Raw genomic sequence first — 23,330 nt, 5'->3', positions numbered from 1 at the left:
TAAAATTTAATAATGGTTCCAGTTAATTAGGAGGAAGAAACAAATGGATTTACTTAGTAAAACTAGAAAAATTAATGTGTTATTACAAAAAGCAGCAGGAAAACCAGTAAACTTTAAAGAAATGTCTGAAACCCTAAGTGAAGTGATTGAAGCGAATATTTTCGTTGTCAGCCGAAGAGGTAAGCTTTTAGGTTTTGCAATTAATCAACAAATTGAAAATGAACGTATGAAAAAAATGTTGGAAGATAGACAATTCCCAGAGGAATATACTAATGGTCTTTTTAACATTCAAGAGACATCTTCAAACCTTGACGTTGATAGTGCGTATACTGCATTCCCTGTTGAAAACAGAGATTTATTCCGCGAAGGATTAACAACAATTGTGCCAATTATCGGCGGCGGTGAACGCCTTGGTACATTAATTCTTGCAAGACTGCAAGAAAAGTTCCATGATGATGATCTTATTCTTGCTGAGTATGGTGCAACGGTTGTCGGTATGGAAATCTTACGTGAAAAGTCAGAAGAAATTGAAGAAGAAGCTAGAAGCAAGGCAGTTGTTCAAATGGCCATCAGTTCATTATCTTATAGCGAGCTTGAAGCTATCGAACATATTTTTGAAGAGTTAAATGGCCACGAAGGCTTACTAGTAGCTTCAAAAATTGCAGATCGTGTTGGTATTACACGTTCCGTTATTGTTAACGCTTTGAGAAAGCTTGAGAGTGCTGGAGTCATCGAATCTCGTTCCCTAGGTATGAAAGGAACGTATATCAAAGTTCTAAACGACAAATTCCTAGTAGAACTTGATAAACTAAGATCTAACTAAGACGAAAAGCGGAAGCGCCTGGTTCAGCCCCCGACAAGCAGAAGACAAGCGCTGACAGAAGGCGCTTTTTGCCTTCCGAAGCGATTGGCTTCTGACCTCGAGGGGCTAGGCGCTGGAGCTAGACAATGTAAGCAGTGAGTCCCCAGTCTAACTGGGGATTTTTTTTGAAAGTAAAACTTGATTGTTATCTGGACATATGCTATATTATTTAACGGTGTTATTACACACGCTTGTTGATTTAAACAGCCGGTGCTGTAGATGTTACAGTTGCTGTTTGAAAATGAGACAAGCGGAGGAAAACGAAACCATAGGAGGAAAAAAACATGTCAGTAATCTCAATGAAGCAATTGCTTGAAGCTGGTGTACACTTTGGACACCAAACTCGCCGTTGGAACCCTAAGATGAAGAAATATATCTTCACAGAGCGTAACGGTATCTACATCATCGACCTACAAAAAACAGTTAAGAAAGTTGAAGAAGCTTATAACTGGGTGAAAGATCTTGCTGCTAATGGCGGAACGATCCTTTTTGTTGGTACTAAGAAACAAGCTCAAGATTCTGTTAAAGAAGAAGCAGCTCGTTCAGGTATGTACTTTGTTAACCAACGTTGGTTGGGTGGTACGTTAACAAACTTTGAAACAATCCAAAAGCGTATTGGCCGTTTAAAAGATATTGAAAGAATGTCAGAAGACGGTACTTTCGAAGTATTACCTAAAAAAGAAGTAGTTCAATTAAAGAAAGAACAAGAACGCCTTGAAAAATTCTTAGGCGGAATTAAAGATATGAAGCAGCTTCCAGATGCACTATTCATCATCGATCCTCGTAAAGAGCGTATCGCAGTAGCAGAAGCTAAAAAGTTAAACATTCCTATCGTAGGTATTGTTGATACTAACTGTGATCCAGATGAAATCGATGTTGTAATTCCAGCTAACGATGATGCAATCCGCGCTGTTAAGCTTTTAACTGGTAAAATGGCGGATGCTATCTTAGAAGCTAAACAAGGTGAAGAAGTAGCACAAGAAGCGTAAGATATCGACTTATTCAAAGGTGATAAGAGGGAGACCCTTTATCACCTTTTTTTAAGAAATGTTTATCTTAAGTTGGAATGGCTAAGATATTAGTATAGTACATAGTTTAAGGAGGAATTTAAAATGGCAGTTACTGCTCAAATGGTAAAAGAACTACGCGAAAAAACAGGCGCAGGCATGATGGATTGTAAAAAAGCATTAACAGAAACAAATGGTGATATGGAAAAAGCAATCGACTTCTTACGTGAAAAAGGGATTGCTTCAGCTGCGAAAAAAGGCGACCGCATTGCTGCAGAAGGTTTAACATATGTTGTTGCTGAAGGAAACAATGCAGTTATTTTAGAAGTAAACTCTGAAACAGATTTCGTTGCAAAGAACGAAGCATTCCAAACCCTTGTAAAAGAATTAGCTGCTCACTTGCTTGCTAACAAGCCAGCAACAGTTGAAGAAGCTTCTGCACAAACAATCAATGGAGTAACAGTTGCAGACTATATCAATGCAGCTATTGCTAAAATTGGTGAAAAATTATCACTACGCCGCTTTACTGTAGTATCAAAAACTGACAATGATGCTTTTGGTGCTTACCTTCACATGGGTGGTCGTATTAGTGTATTAACAGTTCTTGAAGGTACTACTGATGCAGATGCAGCGAAAGATGTTTCAATGCACATTGCTGCTCTAAGACCTTTATATGTTTCTCGTGACCAAGTTTCTCAAGAAGAAGTTGAACGTGAGCGTCAAGTACTAACTACACAAGCACTTAACGAAGGTAAGCCTGAAAATATCGTAGCAAAAATGGTTGAAGGCCGTCTTGGAAAGTATTTCGAAGATGTATGTCTGCTTGACCAAACTTTCGTTAAAAACCCAGACCAAAAAGTTCGTCAGTTTGTTGAATCAAAAGGCGCAACCGTTCGTGAATTCGTTCGCTACGAAGTAGGCGAAGGTATTGAAAAGCGTGAAGACAACTTCGCTGAAGAAGTTATGAACCAAGTTAATAAAAAGTAATTTTTTGAAAGCATGGTACGCAAAATATGTTTTGAATAGGGAACACGTTGTGTTCCCTATTTTTAAAGTTTTTTTAAATAATTAATATACATAATAAGGAGGTTCATATGAGCGGTCCTAAGTACAAACGTGTCGTTCTAAAACTAAGCGGGGAAGCACTTGCTGGAGAATCTAGCTTCGGTATTAAACCATCCGTTATTAAATCAATCGCTGGACAAGTGAAGGAAATTGCAGAACTTGGTGTAGAGGTGGCAGTTGTTGTTGGCGGTGGTAATATTTGGCGTGGTAAAATAGGCAGTGAGATGGGAATGGACAGAGCAACTGCAGATTACATGGGTATGCTTGCCACAGTCATGAATTCATTAGCACTTCAAGACAGTTTAGAACACTTGGGGATTGAATCCCGCGTTCAAACGTCCATTGAAATGCGCCAGGTTGCAGAACCATATATTAGACGTCGTGCAATGAGACATTTAGAAAAAAAGCGAGTAGTTATTTTTGCTGCTGGTACAGGAAATCCTTATTTCTCTACAGATACAACTGCTGCACTCCGAGCAGCTGAAATCGATGCTGAAGTAATATTAATGGCAAAAAACAATGTTGATGGTGTCTATTCAGCTGATCCACGTTTGGACCCTAATGCAACAAAATATGATGACCTCACTTTCTTAGACGTAATTAAAGAAGGATTGGCTGTTATGGATTCAACTGCTTCTTCATTATGTATGGATAATGATATTCCACTTATTGTCTTCTCTATTATGGAACAAGGTAATATTAAACGTGCCGTTATGGGTGAAAAGATTGGAACGATTGTTAGGGGGAAAAATTAATGCCAAAACAAGTGATTTCAACAGTAAAAGACAGAATGTCAAAAGCAATACAAGCTTACACTCGTGAGCTTGCAAGTATTCGTGCAGGGAGAGCGAGTGCTTCATTACTAGATAGAATAACAATTGACTATTATGGAGCACCAACTCCAGTGAATCAAATGGCTGGAATATCAACTCCAGAAGCTAGACTACTTGTCATTCAGCCGTATGATAAGTCTATTTTAGGTGATATTGAAAAAGCCATTCTTAAATCCGATTTAGGTTTAAATCCGTCAAATGATGGTCAGGTTATTCGCCTTGCGATTCCTCAATTGACAGAAGAGCGACGCAAAGAGCTTGTGAAAGTGGTTAAGAAAGAATCAGAAGAGGCTAAAGTAGCTATCCGTAATATCCGCCGTGACGGTAACGACGATTTGAAAAAGCTGGAGAAAAACGGAGAAATAACCGAAGACGCACTTCGCGGTTATTCTGATGATATCCAAAAACTAACAGATGAGCATATCAGTAAGATTGACCAAATAACAAAAGACAAAGAAAAAGAAATCTTGGAAGTTTAATTATTTTGAAGAACCCTCTTTTCAGGGGGTTTTTTCACTATTTTCACTTTAATATATTTAAAGTTGAAAGGTAAACGTCATTCTTATTTCTTGTCCTAATACATAAATTAATTAGAAGAAGATATATTTTTGCTTTTTTGGTATGATAAAAGCATGCGAAAATCAGCATTCTTCATATATATCAACACAGGCTCTGTGGGCATGATCTATTATCGGAGGAAATGATTATCTTAATTTGGAGGAGCAATGTTATGTTTAATAAAATTAGGCTTTGGAAGAATCAAAATAATAACTCTTCCACACTCCGAGAAAATATAGAAAAGGTTAAAAATTTGCCGGTACCGGAACATGTAGCGATTATTATGGATGGCAATGGGCGTTGGGCAAAGAAGAGAGCATTGCCACGAATTGCCGGCCATCATGAGGGTATGAAGGTCGTGCGTAAAATAACGAAGTTAGCAAACACCCTTGGGATAAAAACGCTGACGTTATATGCTTTTTCAACAGAAAATTGGAAACGCCCAAAAAATGAAGTAGACTATTTAATGAAGCTTCCAGAGGAATTTTTAGGGACCTTCCTGCCTGAATTAATTGAAGAAAATGTTCAAGTAGCGATGATGGGCTATAAAGACCAGCTTCCGGTACATACATTACATGCAATCGAAAAAGCGATAGAAGATACAAAAGACAATAATGGTCTTGTATTAAATTTTGCGCTTAACTATGGGAGTAGATCCGAAATAATTGACGCAACCAAAAAAGTCTTAAATGATTATAAAAGTGGAATACTGAAAGAGAGCGATTTAAACGAAGAGGTGTTCTCCTCCTATCTGATGACTTCAGCCCACAAAGACCCGGACTTATTGATTCGGACTAGTGGAGAAATACGGCTAAGCAATTTTATGCTATGGCAATTAGCCTATACGGAGTTTTGGTTTACGGATGTATTATGGCCAGACTTTAGAGAAAAACATCTAATTGAAGCAATTGAAGCATTTCAGAATCGTCAACGTCGATTTGGCGGTATTTAAGTACTCTCTCAAGTCCTAAAAAGGTGTTGAAATCTTAGATGAAGCAAAGAATCATAACAGGAGTCGTAGCAGCTGCTTTATTTCTACCTATTGTTTTTTACGGTGGACTACCTTTTGTATTTTTAACGTACTTCTTGGCAACAGTGGGGTTGTATGAGTTATTAAAAATGAAGAAACTTAGTATTTTTTCTGTACATGGACTATTAACACTTTTATTTCTTTGGGTGATTCTTTATCCAGAGCAGTACAGTGATATAGCTAATATATTATATTATACAAAAACAGAACTTGGCATTGCTTTTATCTTCTTGTTATTGGCATTTACAGTGATAACAAAAAATCGTTTTACCTTTGAAGATGTTGGTTTTTCCATATTATCTGCCATTTATGTTGGAATCGGTTTTTATTTCTTTATTGAAACGCGTGATGCGGGTCTAGTTTATATTTTTTACTCTTTATTTATGATTTGGGCAACTGATTCAGGTGCTTATTTTGTAGGAAAAGCTACAGGAAAAAGGAAACTTTGGCCTGAAATTAGCCCGAACAAAACGGTAGAAGGTTCTCTTGGCGGTGTGTTTTGTGCACTAATTGTCGCGGTCTTATTTTCTTTATTGACGGAAATCAACGCAAACTTGCTTTCTTTACTCGCAATAACTGCTGTCCTTTCCATTTTTGGACAAATTGGGGACTTAGTCCAATCTGCGTTTAAACGTCACTTTGGCGTGAAGGATTCGGGAAATATTTTGCCAGGACATGGTGGGATCCTTGACCGTTTTGATAGTCTTTTATTCATTCTACCATTATTACACTTTTTCCACTTATGGTAGAATTCGGGAGTTGAATGAACGTTGAAAAAAATTAGTATTTTGGGTGCTACTGGCTCGATTGGGACCCAAACTTTAGATATTCTGCGTGAACATCCATCAGCATTTAAATTAGTGGCAATCTCTGTGGGAAAAAATCTAGAATTAGCTAGAAAAATGATTACTGAATTTCAACCAGAGCTTGTTTCTGTACAAGAGTACCATGATTGTAATACATTAAAATCAGAATTTCCTAAAACTAAATTTACTTTTGGTGATGAGGGACTGGTAGAAGTTGCTGTCTATCCTTCGGCTGATATCCTTGTAAATGCTGTTATCGGAAGTGTTGGTTTAAATCCCACTTTACAAGCAATTGAAAGTGGAAAAACCATCGCGATTGCTAATAAGGAGACATTGGTAACAGCTGGACATCTTGTCATGGAAGCTGCCGAACGGAATGGAGTAGCATTACTTCCAGTAGATAGTGAACATTCGGCTATTTTTCAATGCCTGCAGGGTGAAAAAGATAAGAACATAGAACGATTGATTTTGACTGCTTCCGGTGGAAGTTTCCGTGATCGTACACGGAACGACCTTGAAGGTGTTACCGTCAAGGAAGCCTTAAATCATCCCAATTGGTCAATGGGAGCAAAAATAACGATAGATTCTGCTACGATGATGAATAAAGGGCTTGAAGTGATTGAAGCACATTGGCTTTATAATATGCCGTATGAAAAAATTGATGTCCTTCTTCACAAAGAAAGCATTATTCATTCGATGGTCGAATTTCATGACAGCAGCATAATCGCACAGCTAGGAACACCGGACATGCGTGTACCTATCCAATATGCGCTTTCATACCCTGATCGCTTACCACTAACTACTTCACAACGTTTAAATTTAGCACAAATTGGTACATTGCATTTTCAAGAAATGGATAAAAATCGGTTTCGCTGTATGCAATTTGCATATGTAGCTGGAAAAAAAGGCGGAACACTTCCAACTGTCTTGAATGCAGCAAATGAAGTTGCCGTAGCTGCCTTTTTAAATGAAAAGATTACGTTCTTACAAATTGAGGATATGATTGAGAAGGCATTAAGCAGGCATGATGTAATTATAGATCCTGACTTATCCATTATTCATGAGGTGGACAAAGAAACAAGACAATATGTATCTTCACTTCTATAAAAAAGGTGGTTTTTTAGTTTGAGTACAGTTATTGCCTTTATTGTTATCTTTGGAGCTCTAGTCTTCTTCCATGAATTAGGCCATTTAGTTTTTGCAAAACGTGCAGGTATTTTATGCCGTGAATTTGCAATCGGGTTTGGTCCTAAGGTTTTCTCCCATAAAAAAGGGGAAACCACGTATACCATTAGGTTATTGCCAATAGGTGGTTTTGTCCGCATGGCAGGTGAAGATCCAGAAAGTGTCGAAATAAAACCAGGTTACAGAATTGGGCTTTTATTTGACAAAGATAATACGGTTACTAAAATCATATTAAACAATAAAGAAAAGTATCCTGATTGCAGGATTGTTGAAGTGGAATATGCAGATATTGAACACAAGCTATTTATCAAGGGATATCCAGAGGATGAAGAAGAAAGCTTGCAAACTTTCTCTGTGAGCCCGACGGCAGTTACGATTGAAAATGGGATTGAAACACAATTAGCTCCATATAATCGACAATTTGCCTCCAAGACGCTGCCACAAAGAACAATGGCCATTTTTGCAGGGCCGATGATGAATTTTGTCCTGGCGTTCTTTTTGTTCATTATCATTGCGTTCCTACAAGGTGTTCCTACAAATGAACCAAAATTAGGGGAGATCACGCCCGATGGTGCTGCAAATGCTGCAGGTCTCCTGCAAGGAGACATTGTCAACAGTATTAACGGCGCTGAAATTTCAAGTTGGTCCGATGTTGTTGAAATTATTAGGGAAAATCCGAATGAGGAACTTGATTTTTCAATAACTCGAGATGGCAAAGATCAGGAACTCACCGTTACTCCAAAGGAGCAAACCGTTGAGGGTGAAAAAATCGGTTTAATTGGTGTTTATAGTCCTATTGAGAAATCACCGCTTAAAGCGATTACGGCTGGTTTTACTGAGACATACTTTTGGACAAAGCAGATTTTTGTCATGTTGGGTCAGTTAGTTACCGGTCAGTTCTCCATCGACATGCTTTCAGGTCCGGTTGGAATTTATGCTTCAACTGATACAGTAGTGCAGTCTGGCATTTACTATGTCATGAAATGGGCTGCTATTTTGAGTATTAACCTTGGAATTATGAATCTCTTGCCTATTCCTGCGCTTGATGGCGGAAGGCTAATGTTCTTTGCAGTAGAAGCAGTAAGAGGTAAACCAATTGATCGTCATAAGGAAGGAATGGTCCACTTTATTGGATTTGCACTTCTTATGCTCCTTATGCTGGTTGTTACCTGGAATGATATCCAAAGGTTTTTCTTATAAGTTTTTAGAAAAAGGTTCCCTAGTGGACCTTTTTTTAATTTCTAATTTGGTTTTATTTTTCTGTCGAAATAAGCCGAATGATTAGGTATCATATGATATAATTACTTTTTGATAAAAGATATAATAGAGACTTTATATAGATGGGAGAGGGAATGATGAGCGAACATGCCTCTGGCAAAAAAGAGCGATTCTTACTCTTGCTCCAGCAACTAGAATTAATCGAAGACGCTGTGGTAGCACAATTTCAAAATGCACAAATTGAAAGGTTTATTGTTGAAAAAAAGGCAAGAAAATGGCATTTTCAATTTTTACTAGAAAAAATTCTTCCTTATAGTTTATATCTTCGTTTCACAACTCAACTTGAAAGAAAGTTCTCAAATATAGCGAATATTACCTATGATTTAAAAGTAGAAGATCAAAGCTTTCAACCAGAACTACTTCTAGAATATTGGAATCATAGTATACGACAAATTGATGGTATCTCTCCGCCAATGCTAAAATTATTGAATGAACAAGTTCCGGCTGTTAATGGTAATAAGTTAACCATATCAGTACGCAATGAGACGGAAGGTATGGCCTTAAAAAAGAAGTATGGAACAATGATTACCAGTCTATATCAATCGTTTGGATTTCCAAGTTTAACGGTTGAAACAGACATCAAGAGTGTAGAAAAAAATGACGAATATCAACAATTTTTATTAGCAAAACAGAAAGAAGATCAAGAACGCGGACTCATGGCCTTAGCTGATTTACAAAAGAAAGAAGCGGAGAAAGAGTCTGGCGGGGGTGCTCCTGAGGGTCCGCTTTCAATTGGTCTTACTATTAAAGATGATTCAGACCTGCGAAATATGATTGATATTGTGGATGAAGAAAGAAGAGTTACAGTCGAAGGGTATATATTTGATGCGGAGACAAGAGAATTGCGAAGCGGCCGTACACTGCTAACCTTTAAGATTACGGATTACACAAGCTCTCTTATGGTTAAAATGTTTTCGCGGGATAAAGAAGACGCGGCTCTTTACCAGCTTGTCAAAAAAGGCATGTGGGTTAGAGTACGAGGCAGCATTCAAAATGACACCTTTGTACGTGATTTAGTCATGATTGGAAATGATATAAACGAAATTAAGCCTGAGGGGCGTAAAGATACAGCTCCGGAAGATCAAAAACGTGTAGAGCTTCATCTTCATACTCCTATGAGTTCAATGGATGCAGTCACTCCTGTAGGGGCGCTTATAGCACAAGCTAAGAAGTGGGGTCATAAGGCGATTGCCGTTACGGATCATGCTGTTGCCCAATCCTTCCCGGAGGCTTATGGTGCAGGAAAGAAAAACGATATTAAAATCCTTTATGGTGTAGAAGTAAATCTTGTGGATGATGGTGTGCCGATTGCCTATAATGATGCCCATCGTTTATTGGCAGAAGATACATTTGTCGTATTTGACGTGGAAACGACTGGTTTGTCAGCCGTGTATGATACGATTATTGAACTTGCGGCAGTTAAAATTAGAAATGGGGAAATTATTGACCGATTTGAATCATTCGCAAATCCTCATCATCGGCTATCAGCAACAACTATTAACCTAACAGGTATTACTGATGATATGGTGCAAAATGCTCCTGATGTTGGAGAAGTAATCCAAAGGTTTTATGGCTGGGTAGAGGACACTGTTCTGGTTGCGCACAATGCCTCTTTCGATATGGGGTTCCTAAATGTGGGTTATAAAAATATTGGTCTTGAAAAAGCGAAAAATCCAGTTATCGATACGCTTGAATTAGGTAGATTTCTTTATCCGGAAATGAAAAATCATCGTTTAAATACATTAACAAAGAAATTCGATATAGAATTAACCCAGCACCATCGAGCTATTTATGATGCTGAAGCAACAGGATATTTACTGTTGAAAATGCTAAAGGATGCGACAGAAAAAGGAATTGAGTACCATGACCAATTTAACGATAACATGGGGAAAGGGAATGCCTATCAACGGGCACGTCCTTATCATTGTACGCTGCTTGCGCAAACAGAAGTGGGTTTAAAGAACTTATTTAAACTTGTATCTATTTCACATATTGAATATTTTTATAGAGTTCCGAGATTGCCACGGTCTGTACTTCAAAAATACAGAGAAGGTATTCTTGTAGGATCCGGCTGTAATAAAGGGGAAGTTTTTGAAGGGATGATGCAAAAATCCCCTGATGAAGTGGAATCAGCGGCACAATTCTATGACTACCTTGAGGTTATGCCGAAGGAAGTCAATGCTCCATTAATTGAAATGGAACTAGTTCGTGATGAAAAGGCACTTGAAGATATCATTGGTAATATTGTAAAGCTTGGTGATAAATTAGGCATTCCGGTTGTTGCAACTGGTAATGTACATTATTTAAATGAGAACGATAAGATTTACCGAAAAATATTAGTTAATTCACAAGGTGGAGCAAACCCGTTAAATCGTCACAAACTGCCAGATGTCCATTTCAGGACAACCAATGAAATGCTTGCTGCGTTTTCTTTCCTTGGAGGAGAAAAAGCGAAAGAAATTGTTATAACCAATACAAACAAAATTGCGGAAATGATTGATGTCATTAAGCCAATTAAAGACGACTTATACACACCGCGAATTGAAGGCGCAGATGAAGAAATGCGCGAAATGAGTTATTCAATGGCAAAGAAGATTTACGGAGAGCCGCTTCCAGAAATCGTGGAAGCACGCCTTGAAAAAGAATTGAAGAGTATCATCGGACATGGTTTCGCTGTAATCTACTTGATTTCTCATAAGCTAGTGAAAAAATCCTTAGATGATGGATATCTTGTTGGGTCACGTGGTTCGGTAGGTTCTTCTTTGGTAGCAACGATGACGGAAATTACCGAAGTGAATCCATTGCCGCCTCATTACGTCTGTCCAAACTGTAAGCATTCAGAATTCTTCAATGATGGTTCTGTTGGTTCAGGCTTTGATTTACCTGATAAGGATTGCCCGCAATGTGGTGGTAAATACCGTAAAGACGGACATGACATCCCGTTTGAAACTTTCCTAGGCTTTAAAGGAGACAAGGTTCCTGATATCGATTTGAACTTCTCTGGAGAGTATCAGCCGCGTGCTCATAACTACACGAAGGTTCTTTTTGGAGAAGATAATGTATTTCGAGCGGGTACGATAGGAACGGTTGCAGATAAAACGGCTTTTGGATATGTAAAGGCATATCAGCAGGATAATAATTTGCAATTACGCGGAGCCGAAGTAGAACGACTTGCTTCTGGCTGTACAGGTGTAAAAAGGACAACTGGTCAGCATCCAGGCGGTATTATCGTTATTCCTGATTACATGGATGTCTATGACTTTACACCAATACAGTTTCCTGCGGATGATCGAAATTCAGAATGGAAGACAACTCATTTTGATTTCCATTCCATTCACGATAACGTCTTAAAGCTGGATATACTTGGGCACGACGATCCAACGGTAATAAGAATGCTGCAAGACCTAAGTGGAATGGATCCAAAAACGATTCCAACGGATGATCCAGAAGTAATGAAAATTTTTAGCGGAACCGAATCATTAGGTGTAACCGAACAGCAAATTATGTGTAAAACCGGTACACTTGGGATTCCTGAATTCGGTACACGTTTTGTCCGCCAAATGCTAGAAGATACAAAACCAACGACTTTTTCGGAACTTGTCCAAATTTCCGGTCTGTCACATGGAACAGATGTATGGCTGGGAAATGCACAAGAATTAATTCATAACAACATCTGTAATCTGAGTGAAGTTATTGGCTGTCGTGATGATATCATGGTCTACCTTATTTATCAGGGACTAGAACCATCGTTTGCTTTTAAAATCATGGAGTCAGTCCGTAAAGGGAAAGGTCTCACGGAAGAAATGGAAGCGGAAATGCGTCGTAATGAAGTACCGGAATGGTATATTGATTCTTGTAAAAAGATTAAATATATGTTCCCTAAGGCCCACGCAGCTGCCTATGTTTTAATGGCAGTTAGAATTGCCTATTTCAAGGTACATCTTCCACTTTTATATTATGCAGCCTATTTTACCGTCCGTGCAGAAGACTTTGATATTGAAGCAATGTCACGCGGTTCTGAATCGATCCGTGCGAAAATCGAAGAAATTAATGCAAAGGGACTTGAAGCGTCAAACAAGGAAAAAAACTTGCTGACAGTACTCGAACTTGCACTTGAAATGACGGAAAGGGGCTTTACTTTCCAAAACTATGATTTATATAAATCCGATGCATCTGAGTTTATCATTGAAGGAAACTCATTAATTCCTCCATTTAATTCAATACCAGGACTTGGAACCAATGCCGCTTATAATATTGTCAAGGCGAGACAAGATGGAGAGTTTCTTTCTAAAGAGGATTTACAGCAACGTGGTAAAGTATCAAAAACTATACTAGAATATTTAGATAAACAAGGCTGCTTAGGTGCATTACCAGATCAAAATCAGCTTTCCCTTTTCTAAATAGTATAAACCTTGATGCTATGCGTTTCGGTTTGCATATAAAATTTGGTTATGGTATAGTTTTATTGGAAATACTAAGAAATACTCTCGTGTTAAAGAGTGGGGAAACCCGCTCTTTCGTTTTTGTATTGGATAATTTTACAGAGTTATTGATAAAACTTTCCGTGAAATACGTATAATATGGGTGAAAATGTCGGTAAAGGAGGTTAAACAATGAGCAAAGTAACGGAAGTAGTAGAAGAGCTAACGCAGCCAATTTTGCAAGAATTAGAATTAGAATTGGTGGAAATTGAGTTTGTCAAAGAAGGGAAAAACTGGTTTCTCCGCGTATATATTGATAAAGAAAACGGTGTTGATATTGAGGACTGTGGCATTGTCAGTGAACGGCTTAGTGAAAAACTCGATGAGCTTGACCCGATAACCCAAAATTATTTTCTTGAGGTTTCCTCTCCTGGTGCAGAAAGACCGCTGAAAAAGGCGAAGGACTTTGAAAAGGCAATTGGTAAAAATGTGTTTATTAAAACATACGAGCCCATTGACGGTGAAAAGGGATTTGAAGGAAAGTTACTTGATTATGATGGACAGACAGTAAAAGTAGAAATCAAAATCAAAACCCGTAAAAAAGTCATCGAGATTCCTTTTGAAAAAGTGGCTAGTGCAAGGCTGGCAGTTATTTTTTCATAATAAAAGATAAATATATATGAAAGATAGGGGGATATGATCAAATGAGCAGCGAATTATTAGATGCTCTTACAATACTAGAAAGAGAAAAGGGCATTTCTAGAGATGTATTAATCGATGCGATTGAAGCCGCACTGATCTCGGCATATCGACGCAATTTCAATCAAGCCCAAAATGTTCGAATTGATTTAAATCTGGCAACAGGCTCCATGCGTGTTTTTGCCAGAAAAGAAGTAGTAGATCAAGTGTTTGACCCTCGTCTTGAAATATCATTAGCAGATGCTAGAAATATTAACCCTAATTATGCTGTTGAAGATGTAGTGGAAATGGAAGTAACTCCTAAGGACTTCGGAAGAATTGCAGCTCAAACAGCCAAACAGGTTGTTACTCAAAGAGTTAGAGAAGCTGAAAGAGGCATTATTTATTCCGAGTTTATTGATCGTGAAGAAGATATCATGACCGGAATTGTGCAAAGACTTGATTCAAAGTTTATTTATGTGAGTCTTGGAAAAATAGAAGCTCTGCTCCCAGTTAATGAACAAATGCCAAATGAACGGTATAAACCGCATGACCGCATAAAAGTTTTTATTACGAAGGTTGAGAAGACAACGAAAGGTCCTCAAATTTTCGTTTCTCGTACCCATCCTGGATTACTGAAAAGATTGTTCGAGATTGAAGTTCCAGAAATATATGATGGTACCGTCGAGATAAAATCAGTTGCGCGTGAAGCAGGAGACCGTTCTAAAATTTCAGTTCATTCGGATAACAATGAGGTTGACCCAGTTGGATCTTGCGTAGGTCCAAAAGGTACAAGAGTTCAAGCCGTTGTGAATGAATTAAAAGGTGAAAAAATCGATATTGTTAAATGGTCCGACGATCCTGTCATCTTTGTTGCAAATTCTTTAAGCCCATCTAAGGTATTAGATGTCATGGTGAATGAATCTGAAAAGGCAACCACTGTAGTTGTACCAGATTATCAGCTTTCACTGGCAATTGGAAAGCGTGGACAAAATGCCCGTTTGGCTGCAAAGTTAACAGGTTGGAAAATAGATATTAAATCAGAAACAGAAGCACGTGAATTAGGAATCTATCCACGCGAAGAAATGATACGACTATTTGATGATCAAGTAGATGTAGACTTTAATGACGAAGAAGAAAAGGAATAAGAAGTGAGGTGAATGATCGTGAACAATCGTAAAAAAGTTCCTATGCGGAAGTGTGTCGCAACCGGTGAAATGAAGCCGAAAAAAGAACTCGTTCGCATCGTTCGCTCAAAAGAAGGGGATGTATCTATCGACTTAACAGGGAAAAAGTCGGGCAGAGGTGCATACCTTTCAAAGGACAAGGAAGCGGTCCTACTGGCCAAGAAAAAAAACATCCTATCTAATCATTTAGAGGTTTCAATCAGTGAAACTTTATACGAGGAACTTTTGGAATTGATAGAAAAGGATAACAGGCAATCCATATGAATACAAATCAATGGATGTCGTTACTTGGCTTAGCAAATCGAGCACGGAAAATCATTTCGGGTGAGGAGCTTTCTGTTAAGGAGATACGAAGCGGAAAAGCAAAGCTCGTACTTTTATCGGCAGATGCATCTGCAAATACGACAAAGAAAATTACAGATAAATGTAAGTCATACGAAGTTCCATATAAACTAGTGGAAGATCGCCACCTTCTAGGCCAAGCGATTGGCAAAGAAGCCCGCGTTGTTGTAGCTGTACTGGACGATGGATTTGCAAAAAAATTGATGACGTTGCTCGATTAATTTTAGCGGGGGTGAAAATATGAGTAAAATACGTGTTTATGAGTATGCAAAAAAACACAATATTTCAAGTAAAGATGTAATAAATAAATTAAAAGAAATGAACATAGAGGTTTCAAATCATATGGCAACAATTGAGGACGCGGCAGTTGTAAAGCTAGACGCAACCTTTAATAAAAGCGAAAGTAAACCTCAACAAAAGCAAGCTATACCGCAACAGCAAAATCGCCAAAACCAAAGACCACAGCAGCAGGGAGTTAAACCACAAGTGCAAATTAAAACAAGCCCAAAAGCTTTTGAGGATGACGACTCAAAGACCACAACTCCTAGCAAGGTAAAAGTGGTATCACCACCAAAAACGGTTGAAAGTAAAAAGCATAATCAACAGTTCCAATCTAAGGAAAATAAAGTTTTTAGTGCTGGAAAAGGGAATAAAAAACCTTTTAATAATAATAATCAAAATCGTAATAATAATAACAACCGGAAAAAGAACCATACACCGGTGCAGCAAGCACAGCCACAGGTAAAGAAAGTAAAAGAGCTTCCAGCTAAAATTACTTTTAGTGAATCTCTTACTGTTGGTGAACTTGCTAAAAAAATCTACCGCGAACCTTCTGAAATCATCAAGAAGCTCTTTTTACTAGGAGTTATGGCAACAATTAATCAGGTTTTAGATAAAGATGCGATTGAATTAATTGCCAGTGAATACGGAGTCGAGGTCGAAGAAGAAATAAAGATTGACACAACAGATCTTGAAGTTTATTTCACTGAAGATGCACCAGAAGACCTTGTGGAAAGACCATCTGTTGTTACGATTATGGGTCACGTTGACCATGGTAAAACGACATTGCTGGATTCTATTCGTAACACAAAGGTAACTGAAGGTGAAGCAGGTGGAATCACCCAGCATATTGGTGCTTACCAAGTTGTCGAAAATGGGAAGAAGATAACATTCCTTGATACACCAGGACACGCTGCTTTTACCACTATGCGTGCGCGTGGTGCGAAAATCACAGATATCACCATTCTTGTTGTAGCTGCTGATGATGGTGTAATGCCGCAAACAGTTGAAGCTATTAACCATGCGAAGGCTGCAGAGGTTCCAATTATCGTTGCGGTTAATAAAATGGATAAAGAAGCTGCCAACGCCGACCGTGTTATGCAAGAGCTTACCGAGCATGGATTAGTTTCTGAAGCTTGGGGCGGAGATACAATCTTTGTTCCATTATCCGCGAAAACAGGAGAAGGAATCGATAATCTGCTGGAAATGATTCTTCTTGTTAGTGAAGTGGAAGAATGGAAAGCAAACCCTAATCGTAAAGCAGTTGGAACAGTAATTGAAGCACAATTAGATAAAGGTCGTGGATCAGTGGCTACGCTGCTCGTTCAGAATGGTACACTGAAAATAGGTGACCCTATTGTTGTAGGAAACACGTATGGTCGTGTTCGTGCAATGGTAAATGACCTAGGGCGCCGTGTGAAAGAAGCTGGACCGTCTACACCAGTTGAAATTACAGGCTTAAGTGATGTTCCACAAGCAGGTGACCGTTTCGTTGTATTTGATGATGAAAAAACAGACCCGTCAAGTCGGTGAAGCACGTGCACAGCAAGCACTGGCAGCGCAGCGTGGTGAAAAATCGATTGTCAGCCTCGATAATTTATTTGAACAGTTGAAGCAAGGCGAGATGAAGGATCTAAATATCATCCTAAAAGCTGACGTTCAAGGTTCGGCCGAAGCCGTTGCAGCTTCCCTGCAAAAAATTGACGTTGAAGGTGTAAATATCAGAATTATTCATAGTGGTGCAGGTGCCATCAATGAGTCGGATATTACACTTGCCTCCGCGTCTAATGCGATTGTGATTGGCTTTAACGTTCGCCCTGATGTCAATGCGAAGCGTGCAGCTGAACAAGAAAAGGTAGATGTTCGCCTGCACAGCATTATTTATAAAGTAATTGAAGAAATTGAAGCCGCTATGAAAGGTATGCTCGACCCTGAATTTAAAGAAAAAGTCATTGGTCAGGCCGAAATTCGCCAAACCTTTAAAGTATCTAAGGTTGGAACGATTGCTGGTTCTTATGTAACAGACGGGAAAATTACTCGTGATAGCGGAATTCGTTTAATTCGTAATGGTGTTGTCATCTTTGAAGGAAATATCGATGCATTAAAACGATTTAAAGATGATGCAAAAGAGGTTTCACAAGGTTATGAATGTGGTATTACCATTAAAAACTTCAATGATGTTAAAGAAGGAGATATTATTGAAGCATACGTAATGGAAGAAATAGAGCGTAAATGATTGTAGGTATCGCTGTTTGTGAATGTATCATATACGATGCACATTCTTTAAAAGAAAAACGTGCGGTTTTGCAGCGAATTCTTACCAGGTTAAAACAAAAATTTAATGTATCGGTTTCAGAAGTTGATTATCAGGATGTATGGCAACGGACGAAAATAGCCATTGCTGCGGTAACATCCAACCGGGTAATGACTGAACTGGAGCTGCAAAATGCACTTAAATTTATTGATTCTTTTCCTGAAATAGAAAGAACAATCACCGATGTAGAATGGCTTTAAGTTAAGAGGTGAAGTGATGAGCCACAGAGCAAATCGTGTTGGAGAACAAATGAAGAAAGAACTAAGTGACATCATCGGTCGAAAAATTAAAGATCCCCGGATCGGCTTTGTGACGGTTACAGATGTTCAAGTATCAGGAGATCTACAGCAAGCAAAAGTATATATTTCTGTTTTGGGCGATGAAGAGCAAAAGGAAAACACTCTTAAAGGTCTTGCAAAGGCAAAAGGATTTATTCGAACTGAAATTGGACATCGTATCCGCTTGCGCAAAACACCAGAGATCCTTTTTGAATGGGATGAATCCATGGATTACGGAAATCGTATCAATTCTCTCATTCATCAATTGCACCATGAAGATAGAAGCATGGAAAAAAATGAAGAAGAATAACTGGATAGACAATTGTCTATCCTTTTTTTTCGATACAAAATAGAAATGGAGTGACCCGCGATGGAAGGAATCTTACCTTTATATAAACCCGCTGGGCTGACGTCGCATGATTGTGTGTTCAGATTAAGGAAAATACTAAAAACGAAAAAGGTCGGACATACTGGTACACTGGACCCAGATGTAACCGGAGTTCTTCCTATTTGTATAGGAAGGGCAACAAAAGTAGCAGAATACATAACGGACGCCGGGAAAAGTTATGAGGGTGAAGTAACCCTTGGTTATTCCACAACAACAGAAGATGCTTCTGGAGAAAAAGTCGAGGAAAAGAAAATTGAAGGTACGATCAGCAGGAAAGAAATTCTTCAGGTTCTTAATTCTTTAACAGGTGAAATAGAACAAACTCCTCCGATGTATTCGGCCGTAAAAGTAGGGGGCACTCGTCTTTATGAATATGCCCGTAAAGGGATTGAAGTGGAACGCCCGACTAGAAAGGTGAACATTTATTCGATAGAACTGCTTGATGAGCGAGAAGAGTATTCAGGGGAAACCATCTCCTTTCGATTTAGAGTTAGCTGCAGTAAAGGTACCTATATCAGGACTTTAGCGGTAATGATTGGCGAAAGTCTCGGTTACCCTGCTCATATGTCCAGTTTAATCAGGATCCAGTCAGCGGCATTTATGATTGATGATTGTCTAACGTTCGAAGAAATTGAAAAGTTGATGGAGACGGGGTCTATTTCTTCCTGTTTACGGCCTTTAGAAATGGCACTTTCTCATTTGCCGAAATACATAATAAATGATAAAGTAGCAGAGAAAGTGAAAAATGGCGCAATTTTACCAGTACCAGAGCATTTAAAAAATAGTAACGGACCTATTAGCGTTGAAACAGAAGAAGGAAAAGCTCTTGCCATTTATTCGGTACACCCGAACAAGCCAGGGCTGCTAAAACCGGTTAAAGTTTTGCGTAATGATCAAGGTTAAAAAGGTTACGGTCAAGAAAAGGTGAGTTTCATTGGAAGTAATAAAACTAGAATTCCCAATAAATATAGATAAAAATGAAATACCTCCATTATCAATGGCACTTGGTTATTTTGACGGTGTTCATCTTGGGCATCAAAAGGTAATCCTTGAAGCTAAAAAACAAGCCAATCAAAAAGGACTTCGGTCCGCAGTTATGACCTTTGATCCACATCCATCTATAGTTTTAGGTAAAAATGAAAAACATGTTCAATATATAACACCCTTAGCCGATAAAATTAAAATAATTGAGGAATTAGGCATTGATTATCTTTTTATCGTCCATTTTACATCAGAATTTGCAAACCTGCTTCCACAAGAATTTATTGACCAGTATGTTATTGATTTAAATGTTAAACATGTAGTTGCCGGATTTGATTTCTCATATGGCCGTATGGGGAAAGGAACGATGGAAATTTTACCCTTCCATTCAAGAGAAAAATTCACTTTCACTATTGTTGATAAATTCACCAGCGGAGATGAAAAAGTAAGTTCTACTCGCATACGCCAATATATAAAAAACGGAAAAACCGCTGAGCTGCCAGAATTACTCGGAAGATTCTATAAGACCCCCGGCATAGTCGTTCATGGGGATAAAAGAGGCAGGACAATTGGATTTCCAACTGCAAACGTGGATACAAAGAATGAATATATTACACCCCCGCTGGGTGTTTATGCCGTAAAAATCAAAATTGGTGAAGACTGGTACGAGGGTGTATGCAATGTTGGCTCCAAACCAACATTCAATAATGATGCTTTAAAGGTCTCAGTAGAAGTCCATATCTTTAACTTCCAAAAAGATATTTATGGCGCCGAAGTAACCATCGAATGGCACCAATACCTAAGAAAAGAACAAAAATTCTCAGGAATCCAAGAACTAGTTACCCAAATAGAAAAAGACAAACAAAATGCTATAAAATACTTTAATAAATAGCTTTTCTATCGATAGAACTTGCATTTTGTCGTAAAAAGTTGTATTCTTATTAACGTATTAAAAATAACCTTTGCTTGGCAAGTCGAGTCACCGACGCTTGCTCAGTAACAGGGGATAGTAAATTTAGGAGGTGAATAGGATGGCAATCACTCAAGAACGTAAAAACGAACTAATCAATGAGTACAAAACTCATGAAGCCGATACTGGATCTGCAGAGGTTCAAATCGCTGTCCTTACTGAATCAATCAACAATTTGAATGAGCACTTACGTACTCATAAGAAGGACCACCACTCACGTCGCGGTCTGTTGAAAATGGTTGGTAAGCGTCGTAATCTTTTAACGTACTTACGTAATAAAGATGTTCAACGTTACCGTGAATTAATCAATAAGCTAGGACTTCGTCGATAATCAAAAGAAGCGGGATTTTTCCCGCTTTTTTGTTAGGTTTAAAAAAGATAGCCAAAGATAAATATATTATATACATATTTTAAGTCGCAAAATTTTGAGCATACTATAAGTATATTTGTATTGATAACATAAGCTATAAACGCTTTTTTTATATTAGATGATTAGAGCGATTCTTTTTCGCATTATCCTCTAAAGTGATTTGGATAGAGAGGGGTAACAATATGGAACAAACGAAACATGAATATTCCATGGATTGGGCTGGACGTAAATTAACCGTCGAAATCGGCCAACTTGCCAAACAGGCAAATGGAGCCGTAATGGTCCGTTATGGAGATACTGCAGTTCTAAGCACTGCTACAGCTTCAAAAGAACCTAAAAACTTAGACTTTTTTCCGTTAACATGTAACTACGAAGAGCGATTATATGCGGTGGGTAAAATTCCTGGCGGATTTATTAAACGTGAAGGTCGTCCGAGCGAAAAGGCAATCTTAGCTAGTCGATTAATAGATCGTCCTATTCGTCCACTTTTTGCTGAAGGATTCCGTAATGATGTGCAAGTAATCAGCATTGTTATGAGTGTAGATCAAGATTGCTCATCAGAGATGGCAGCAATGTTTGGGTCCTCATTAGCTCTATGTACATCTGACATTCCATTTGAGGGACCAATTGCTGGTGTTATCGTTGGCAGAGTCGGCGGAGAGTTTGTGATTAATCCAACTGTTGAACAAGCTGAAATGAGCGACATTCACTTAACGGTAGCTGGAACTAAAGATGCGATTAACATGGTTGAAGCTGGTGCTGATGAAGTTTCAGAGGAAGTAATGCTTGAAGCCATCATGTTTGGACATGAAGAGATTAAGCGCCTCATTGAATTCCAAGAAAAGATTATGGCTGAGGCAGGTAAGGAAAAAAGAGAAGTAATTTTATACGAAATCGATAAAGACCTTGAAGCTGAAGTGAGAGAAATGTGTGAAGCAGATATGGTCACGGCTATTCAGGTGCAAGAAAAACATGCCCGTGAAGACGCCATTAAAGAAGTAAAGAATCGTGTATTAGCTAAGTTCGAGGAGAACGAGGCAACCGACGATGACAAGAAACAAGTAAAACAAATTTTAGATAAGATTGTTAAAGGTGAAGTCCGTCGTTTAATAACCGTTGAAAAGGTTCGTCCCGATGGCAGGAAAATTGATGAAATACGTCCACTATCTTCACAAATCGGTATTTTACCAAGAACACATGGATCAGGATTGTTTACTCGTGGACAAACTCAAGCATTAAGTATTTGTACCTTAGGAGCAATGGGTGATGTACAAATTCTGGATGGTTTAGGAATTGAAGAAGAAAAGCGTTTTATGCATCATTACAATTTCCCTCAATTTAGTGTTGGGGAAACCGGACCAATCCGTGGACCTGGTCGTCGTGAAATCGGGCATGGTGCTCTTGGTGAACGGGCCTTGGAACCAATTGTACCTTCTGAAAAGGATTTCCCATATACAATTCGACTAGTTTCTGAAGTCCTTGAATCAAATGGTTCTACTTCTCAGGCAAGTATCTGTGCAAGTACACTTGCGATGATGGATGCGGGTGTTCCAATTAAAGCGCCAGTAGCTGGGATTGCGATGGGACTAGTAAAATCTGGGGAACATTACACCGTTTTATCTGATATTCAAGGTATGGAAGACCACCTAGGTGATATGGATTTCAAAGTAGCAGGAACAGCTAAGGGTGTAACTGCACTTCAGATGGATATTAAAATTAAAGGACTATCTCGTGAAATCCTAGAAGAAGCACTTCAGCAGGCTAAAAAGGGTAGAATGCATATTCTTGATTCTATGCTGGCAACGATTTCAGAGCCACGAAGCGAGCTTTCAAAATTTGCACCAAAAATCTTAACAATGAAAATTAACCCAGATAAAATTCGTGACGTTATTGGACCAAGTGGTAAACAAATCAATAAAATCATCGAGGAAACTGGCGTTAAGATTGATATTGAACAAGATGGAACTGTATTTATTGCCTCAACTGATCAGGCAATGAATCAAAAGGCAAAGAAAATTATTGAAGACATCGTACGCGAGGTTGAAGTTGGCCAAATGTACCTAGGTAAGGTTAAACGAATTGAAAAGTTCGGTGCCTTTGTTGAAATTTTTGCTGGAAAAGATGGGCTTGTCCATATTTCTGAATTGGCTGAGGAACGAGTTGGGAAGGTCGAAGACGTTGTTGCAATCGGTGACGAAATCTTAGTCAAAGTTACTGAAATCGATAAACAAGGACGTGTAAACTTATCACGTAAGGCCATATTAAAGGAACAACGTGAGAAAGCTGAGAAAGCAGCGGAAAAACAATAACTGCTTCAATAGGCTTAAATAGAAGGTCAGGGGGAACCCTGACTTTTTCTATGCTAGTTCTATCATATCTAGCTCCGAGGCATAAGCCACCCCCTGAAGAAGGCAAAAAGCGCCTTCTTGCAGGGTTCGTCTTATGCCTTCGTCCCAGGACAGTCGCCTCCACATTTCAGACAATCCGTCAAGAAGGTT

General features: G+C 38.6%; 22 protein-coding genes. All 22 read left to right on the top strand.

Annotation, left to right across the window (positions count from 1 at the left end):
- Window positions 1-43: 43 nt before the first annotated feature.
- A complete protein-coding gene (gene codY / locus QFZ28_RS20695; protein ID WP_283864478.1) occupies window positions 44-823 on the top strand; it encodes a GTP-sensing pleiotropic transcriptional regulator CodY in 780 nt (259 codons plus the stop codon).
- A gap of 323 nt (window positions 824-1,146) precedes the next feature.
- On the top strand, window positions 1,147-1,851 hold the full coding sequence (rpsB, locus tag QFZ28_RS20690) for a 30S ribosomal protein S2 (RefSeq protein WP_034677043.1): 705 nt from the start codon (window positions 1,147-1,149) through the stop codon (window positions 1,849-1,851).
- A gap of 123 nt (window positions 1,852-1,974) precedes the next feature.
- Window positions 1,975-2,856 (top strand): translation elongation factor Ts, encoded by an 882-nt coding sequence (gene tsf, locus QFZ28_RS20685; protein ID WP_307196397.1) that lies wholly within the window; start codon window positions 1,975-1,977, stop codon window positions 2,854-2,856.
- A gap of 107 nt (window positions 2,857-2,963) precedes the next feature.
- On the top strand, window positions 2,964-3,689 hold the full coding sequence (gene pyrH / locus QFZ28_RS20680; RefSeq protein WP_307196396.1) for a UMP kinase: 726 nt from the start codon (window positions 2,964-2,966) through the stop codon (window positions 3,687-3,689).
- Window positions 3,689-4,246 carry a ribosome recycling factor gene (frr, locus tag QFZ28_RS20675; protein WP_307196395.1) on the top strand — a complete coding sequence of 186 codons (558 nt, stop codon included), beginning with the start codon at window positions 3,689-3,691 and terminating at the stop codon, window positions 4,244-4,246. The genes pyrH and frr overlap by 1 nt, the downstream gene beginning before the upstream one ends.
- A 251-nt stretch (window positions 4,247-4,497) precedes the next feature.
- On the top strand, window positions 4,498-5,277 hold the full coding sequence (locus tag QFZ28_RS20670) for an isoprenyl transferase (protein ID WP_307196394.1): 780 nt from the start codon (window positions 4,498-4,500) through the stop codon (window positions 5,275-5,277).
- A 38-nt stretch (window positions 5,278-5,315) separates the two neighbouring features.
- The gene (locus QFZ28_RS20665) at window positions 5,316-6,104 is read left to right on the top strand and encodes a phosphatidate cytidylyltransferase (protein ID WP_307196393.1); all 789 of its coding nucleotides are present in this window, start codon (window positions 5,316-5,318) and stop codon (window positions 6,102-6,104) included.
- A 21-nt stretch (window positions 6,105-6,125) separates the two neighbouring features.
- Window positions 6,126-7,268, top strand: coding sequence for a 1-deoxy-D-xylulose-5-phosphate reductoisomerase (gene dxr / locus QFZ28_RS20660; protein WP_307196392.1), 1,143 nt, complete (start codon window positions 6,126-6,128; stop codon window positions 7,266-7,268).
- 18 nt (window positions 7,269-7,286) lie between these two features.
- Window positions 7,287-8,546: an RIP metalloprotease RseP gene (rseP, locus tag QFZ28_RS20655; protein ID WP_307196391.1), complete on the top strand. Its 1,260-nt coding sequence runs from the start codon at window positions 7,287-7,289 to the stop codon at window positions 8,544-8,546.
- 155 nt (window positions 8,547-8,701) lie between these two features.
- Window positions 8,702-13,024: a PolC-type DNA polymerase III gene (locus tag QFZ28_RS20650; RefSeq protein WP_307196390.1), complete on the top strand. Its 4,323-nt coding sequence runs from the start codon at window positions 8,702-8,704 to the stop codon at window positions 13,022-13,024.
- Between the two features lie 213 nt (window positions 13,025-13,237).
- The gene (gene rimP, locus QFZ28_RS20645) at window positions 13,238-13,708 is read left to right on the top strand and encodes a ribosome maturation factor RimP (RefSeq protein ID WP_283864486.1); all 471 of its coding nucleotides are present in this window, start codon (window positions 13,238-13,240) and stop codon (window positions 13,706-13,708) included.
- A 41-nt stretch (window positions 13,709-13,749) separates the two neighbouring features.
- Entirely contained in the window at window positions 13,750-14,871 is a 1,122-nt protein-coding gene (gene nusA / locus QFZ28_RS20640) for a transcription termination factor NusA (protein ID WP_307196389.1), read from the top strand.
- Between the two features lie 18 nt (window positions 14,872-14,889).
- Window positions 14,890-15,174: an RNase P modulator RnpM gene (gene rnpM, locus QFZ28_RS20635; protein ID WP_307196388.1), complete on the top strand. Its 285-nt coding sequence runs from the start codon at window positions 14,890-14,892 to the stop codon at window positions 15,172-15,174.
- The gene (locus QFZ28_RS20630) at window positions 15,171-15,473 is read left to right on the top strand and encodes a YlxQ family RNA-binding protein (RefSeq protein WP_307196387.1); all 303 of its coding nucleotides are present in this window, start codon (window positions 15,171-15,173) and stop codon (window positions 15,471-15,473) included. The genes rnpM and QFZ28_RS20630 overlap by 4 nt, the downstream gene beginning before the upstream one ends.
- Before the next feature lie 19 nt (window positions 15,474-15,492).
- Window positions 15,493-17,064 carry a translation initiation factor IF-2 gene (infB, locus tag QFZ28_RS20625; RefSeq protein ID WP_373428094.1) on the top strand — a complete coding sequence of 524 codons (1,572 nt, stop codon included), beginning with the start codon at window positions 15,493-15,495 and terminating at the stop codon, window positions 17,062-17,064.
- Window positions 17,036-17,767 carry a translation initiation factor IF-2 gene (locus QFZ28_RS29875; protein WP_373428093.1) on the top strand — a complete coding sequence of 244 codons (732 nt, stop codon included), beginning with the start codon at window positions 17,036-17,038 and terminating at the stop codon, window positions 17,765-17,767. The genes infB and QFZ28_RS29875 overlap by 29 nt, the downstream gene beginning before the upstream one ends.
- Window positions 17,764-18,045, top strand: a complete 282-nt coding sequence (locus tag QFZ28_RS20620) for a DUF503 domain-containing protein (RefSeq protein ID WP_063254313.1) — start codon at window positions 17,764-17,766, stop codon at window positions 18,043-18,045. The genes QFZ28_RS29875 and QFZ28_RS20620 overlap by 4 nt, the downstream gene beginning before the upstream one ends.
- A 16-nt stretch (window positions 18,046-18,061) precedes the next feature.
- Entirely contained in the window at window positions 18,062-18,433 is a 372-nt protein-coding gene (rbfA, locus tag QFZ28_RS20615) for a 30S ribosome-binding factor RbfA (RefSeq protein ID WP_307196386.1), read from the top strand.
- Window positions 18,434-18,493: 60 nt separating this feature from the next.
- Window positions 18,494-19,414, top strand: coding sequence for a tRNA pseudouridine(55) synthase TruB (gene truB, locus QFZ28_RS20610; RefSeq protein ID WP_307196385.1), 921 nt, complete (start codon window positions 18,494-18,496; stop codon window positions 19,412-19,414).
- Between the two features lie 31 nt (window positions 19,415-19,445).
- Window positions 19,446-20,384 carry a bifunctional riboflavin kinase/FAD synthetase gene (gene ribF / locus QFZ28_RS20605; protein ID WP_307196384.1) on the top strand — a complete coding sequence of 313 codons (939 nt, stop codon included), beginning with the start codon at window positions 19,446-19,448 and terminating at the stop codon, window positions 20,382-20,384.
- A 139-nt stretch (window positions 20,385-20,523) separates the two neighbouring features.
- Window positions 20,524-20,793 carry a 30S ribosomal protein S15 gene (gene rpsO, locus QFZ28_RS20600; protein ID WP_307196383.1) on the top strand — a complete coding sequence of 90 codons (270 nt, stop codon included), beginning with the start codon at window positions 20,524-20,526 and terminating at the stop codon, window positions 20,791-20,793.
- Between the two features lie 221 nt (window positions 20,794-21,014).
- A complete protein-coding gene (pnp, locus tag QFZ28_RS20595) occupies window positions 21,015-23,141 on the top strand; it encodes a polyribonucleotide nucleotidyltransferase (protein WP_307196382.1) in 2,127 nt (708 codons plus the stop codon).
- Window positions 23,142-23,330: the final 189 nt, after the last annotated feature.

The sequence above is a fragment of the Neobacillus niacini genome, assembly GCF_030817695.1.
Taxonomy (GTDB): Bacteria; Bacillota; Bacilli; order Bacillales; family Cytobacillaceae; genus Neobacillus; species Neobacillus niacini_F.
This window is presented reverse-complemented; position numbering and strand designations above follow the sequence as displayed.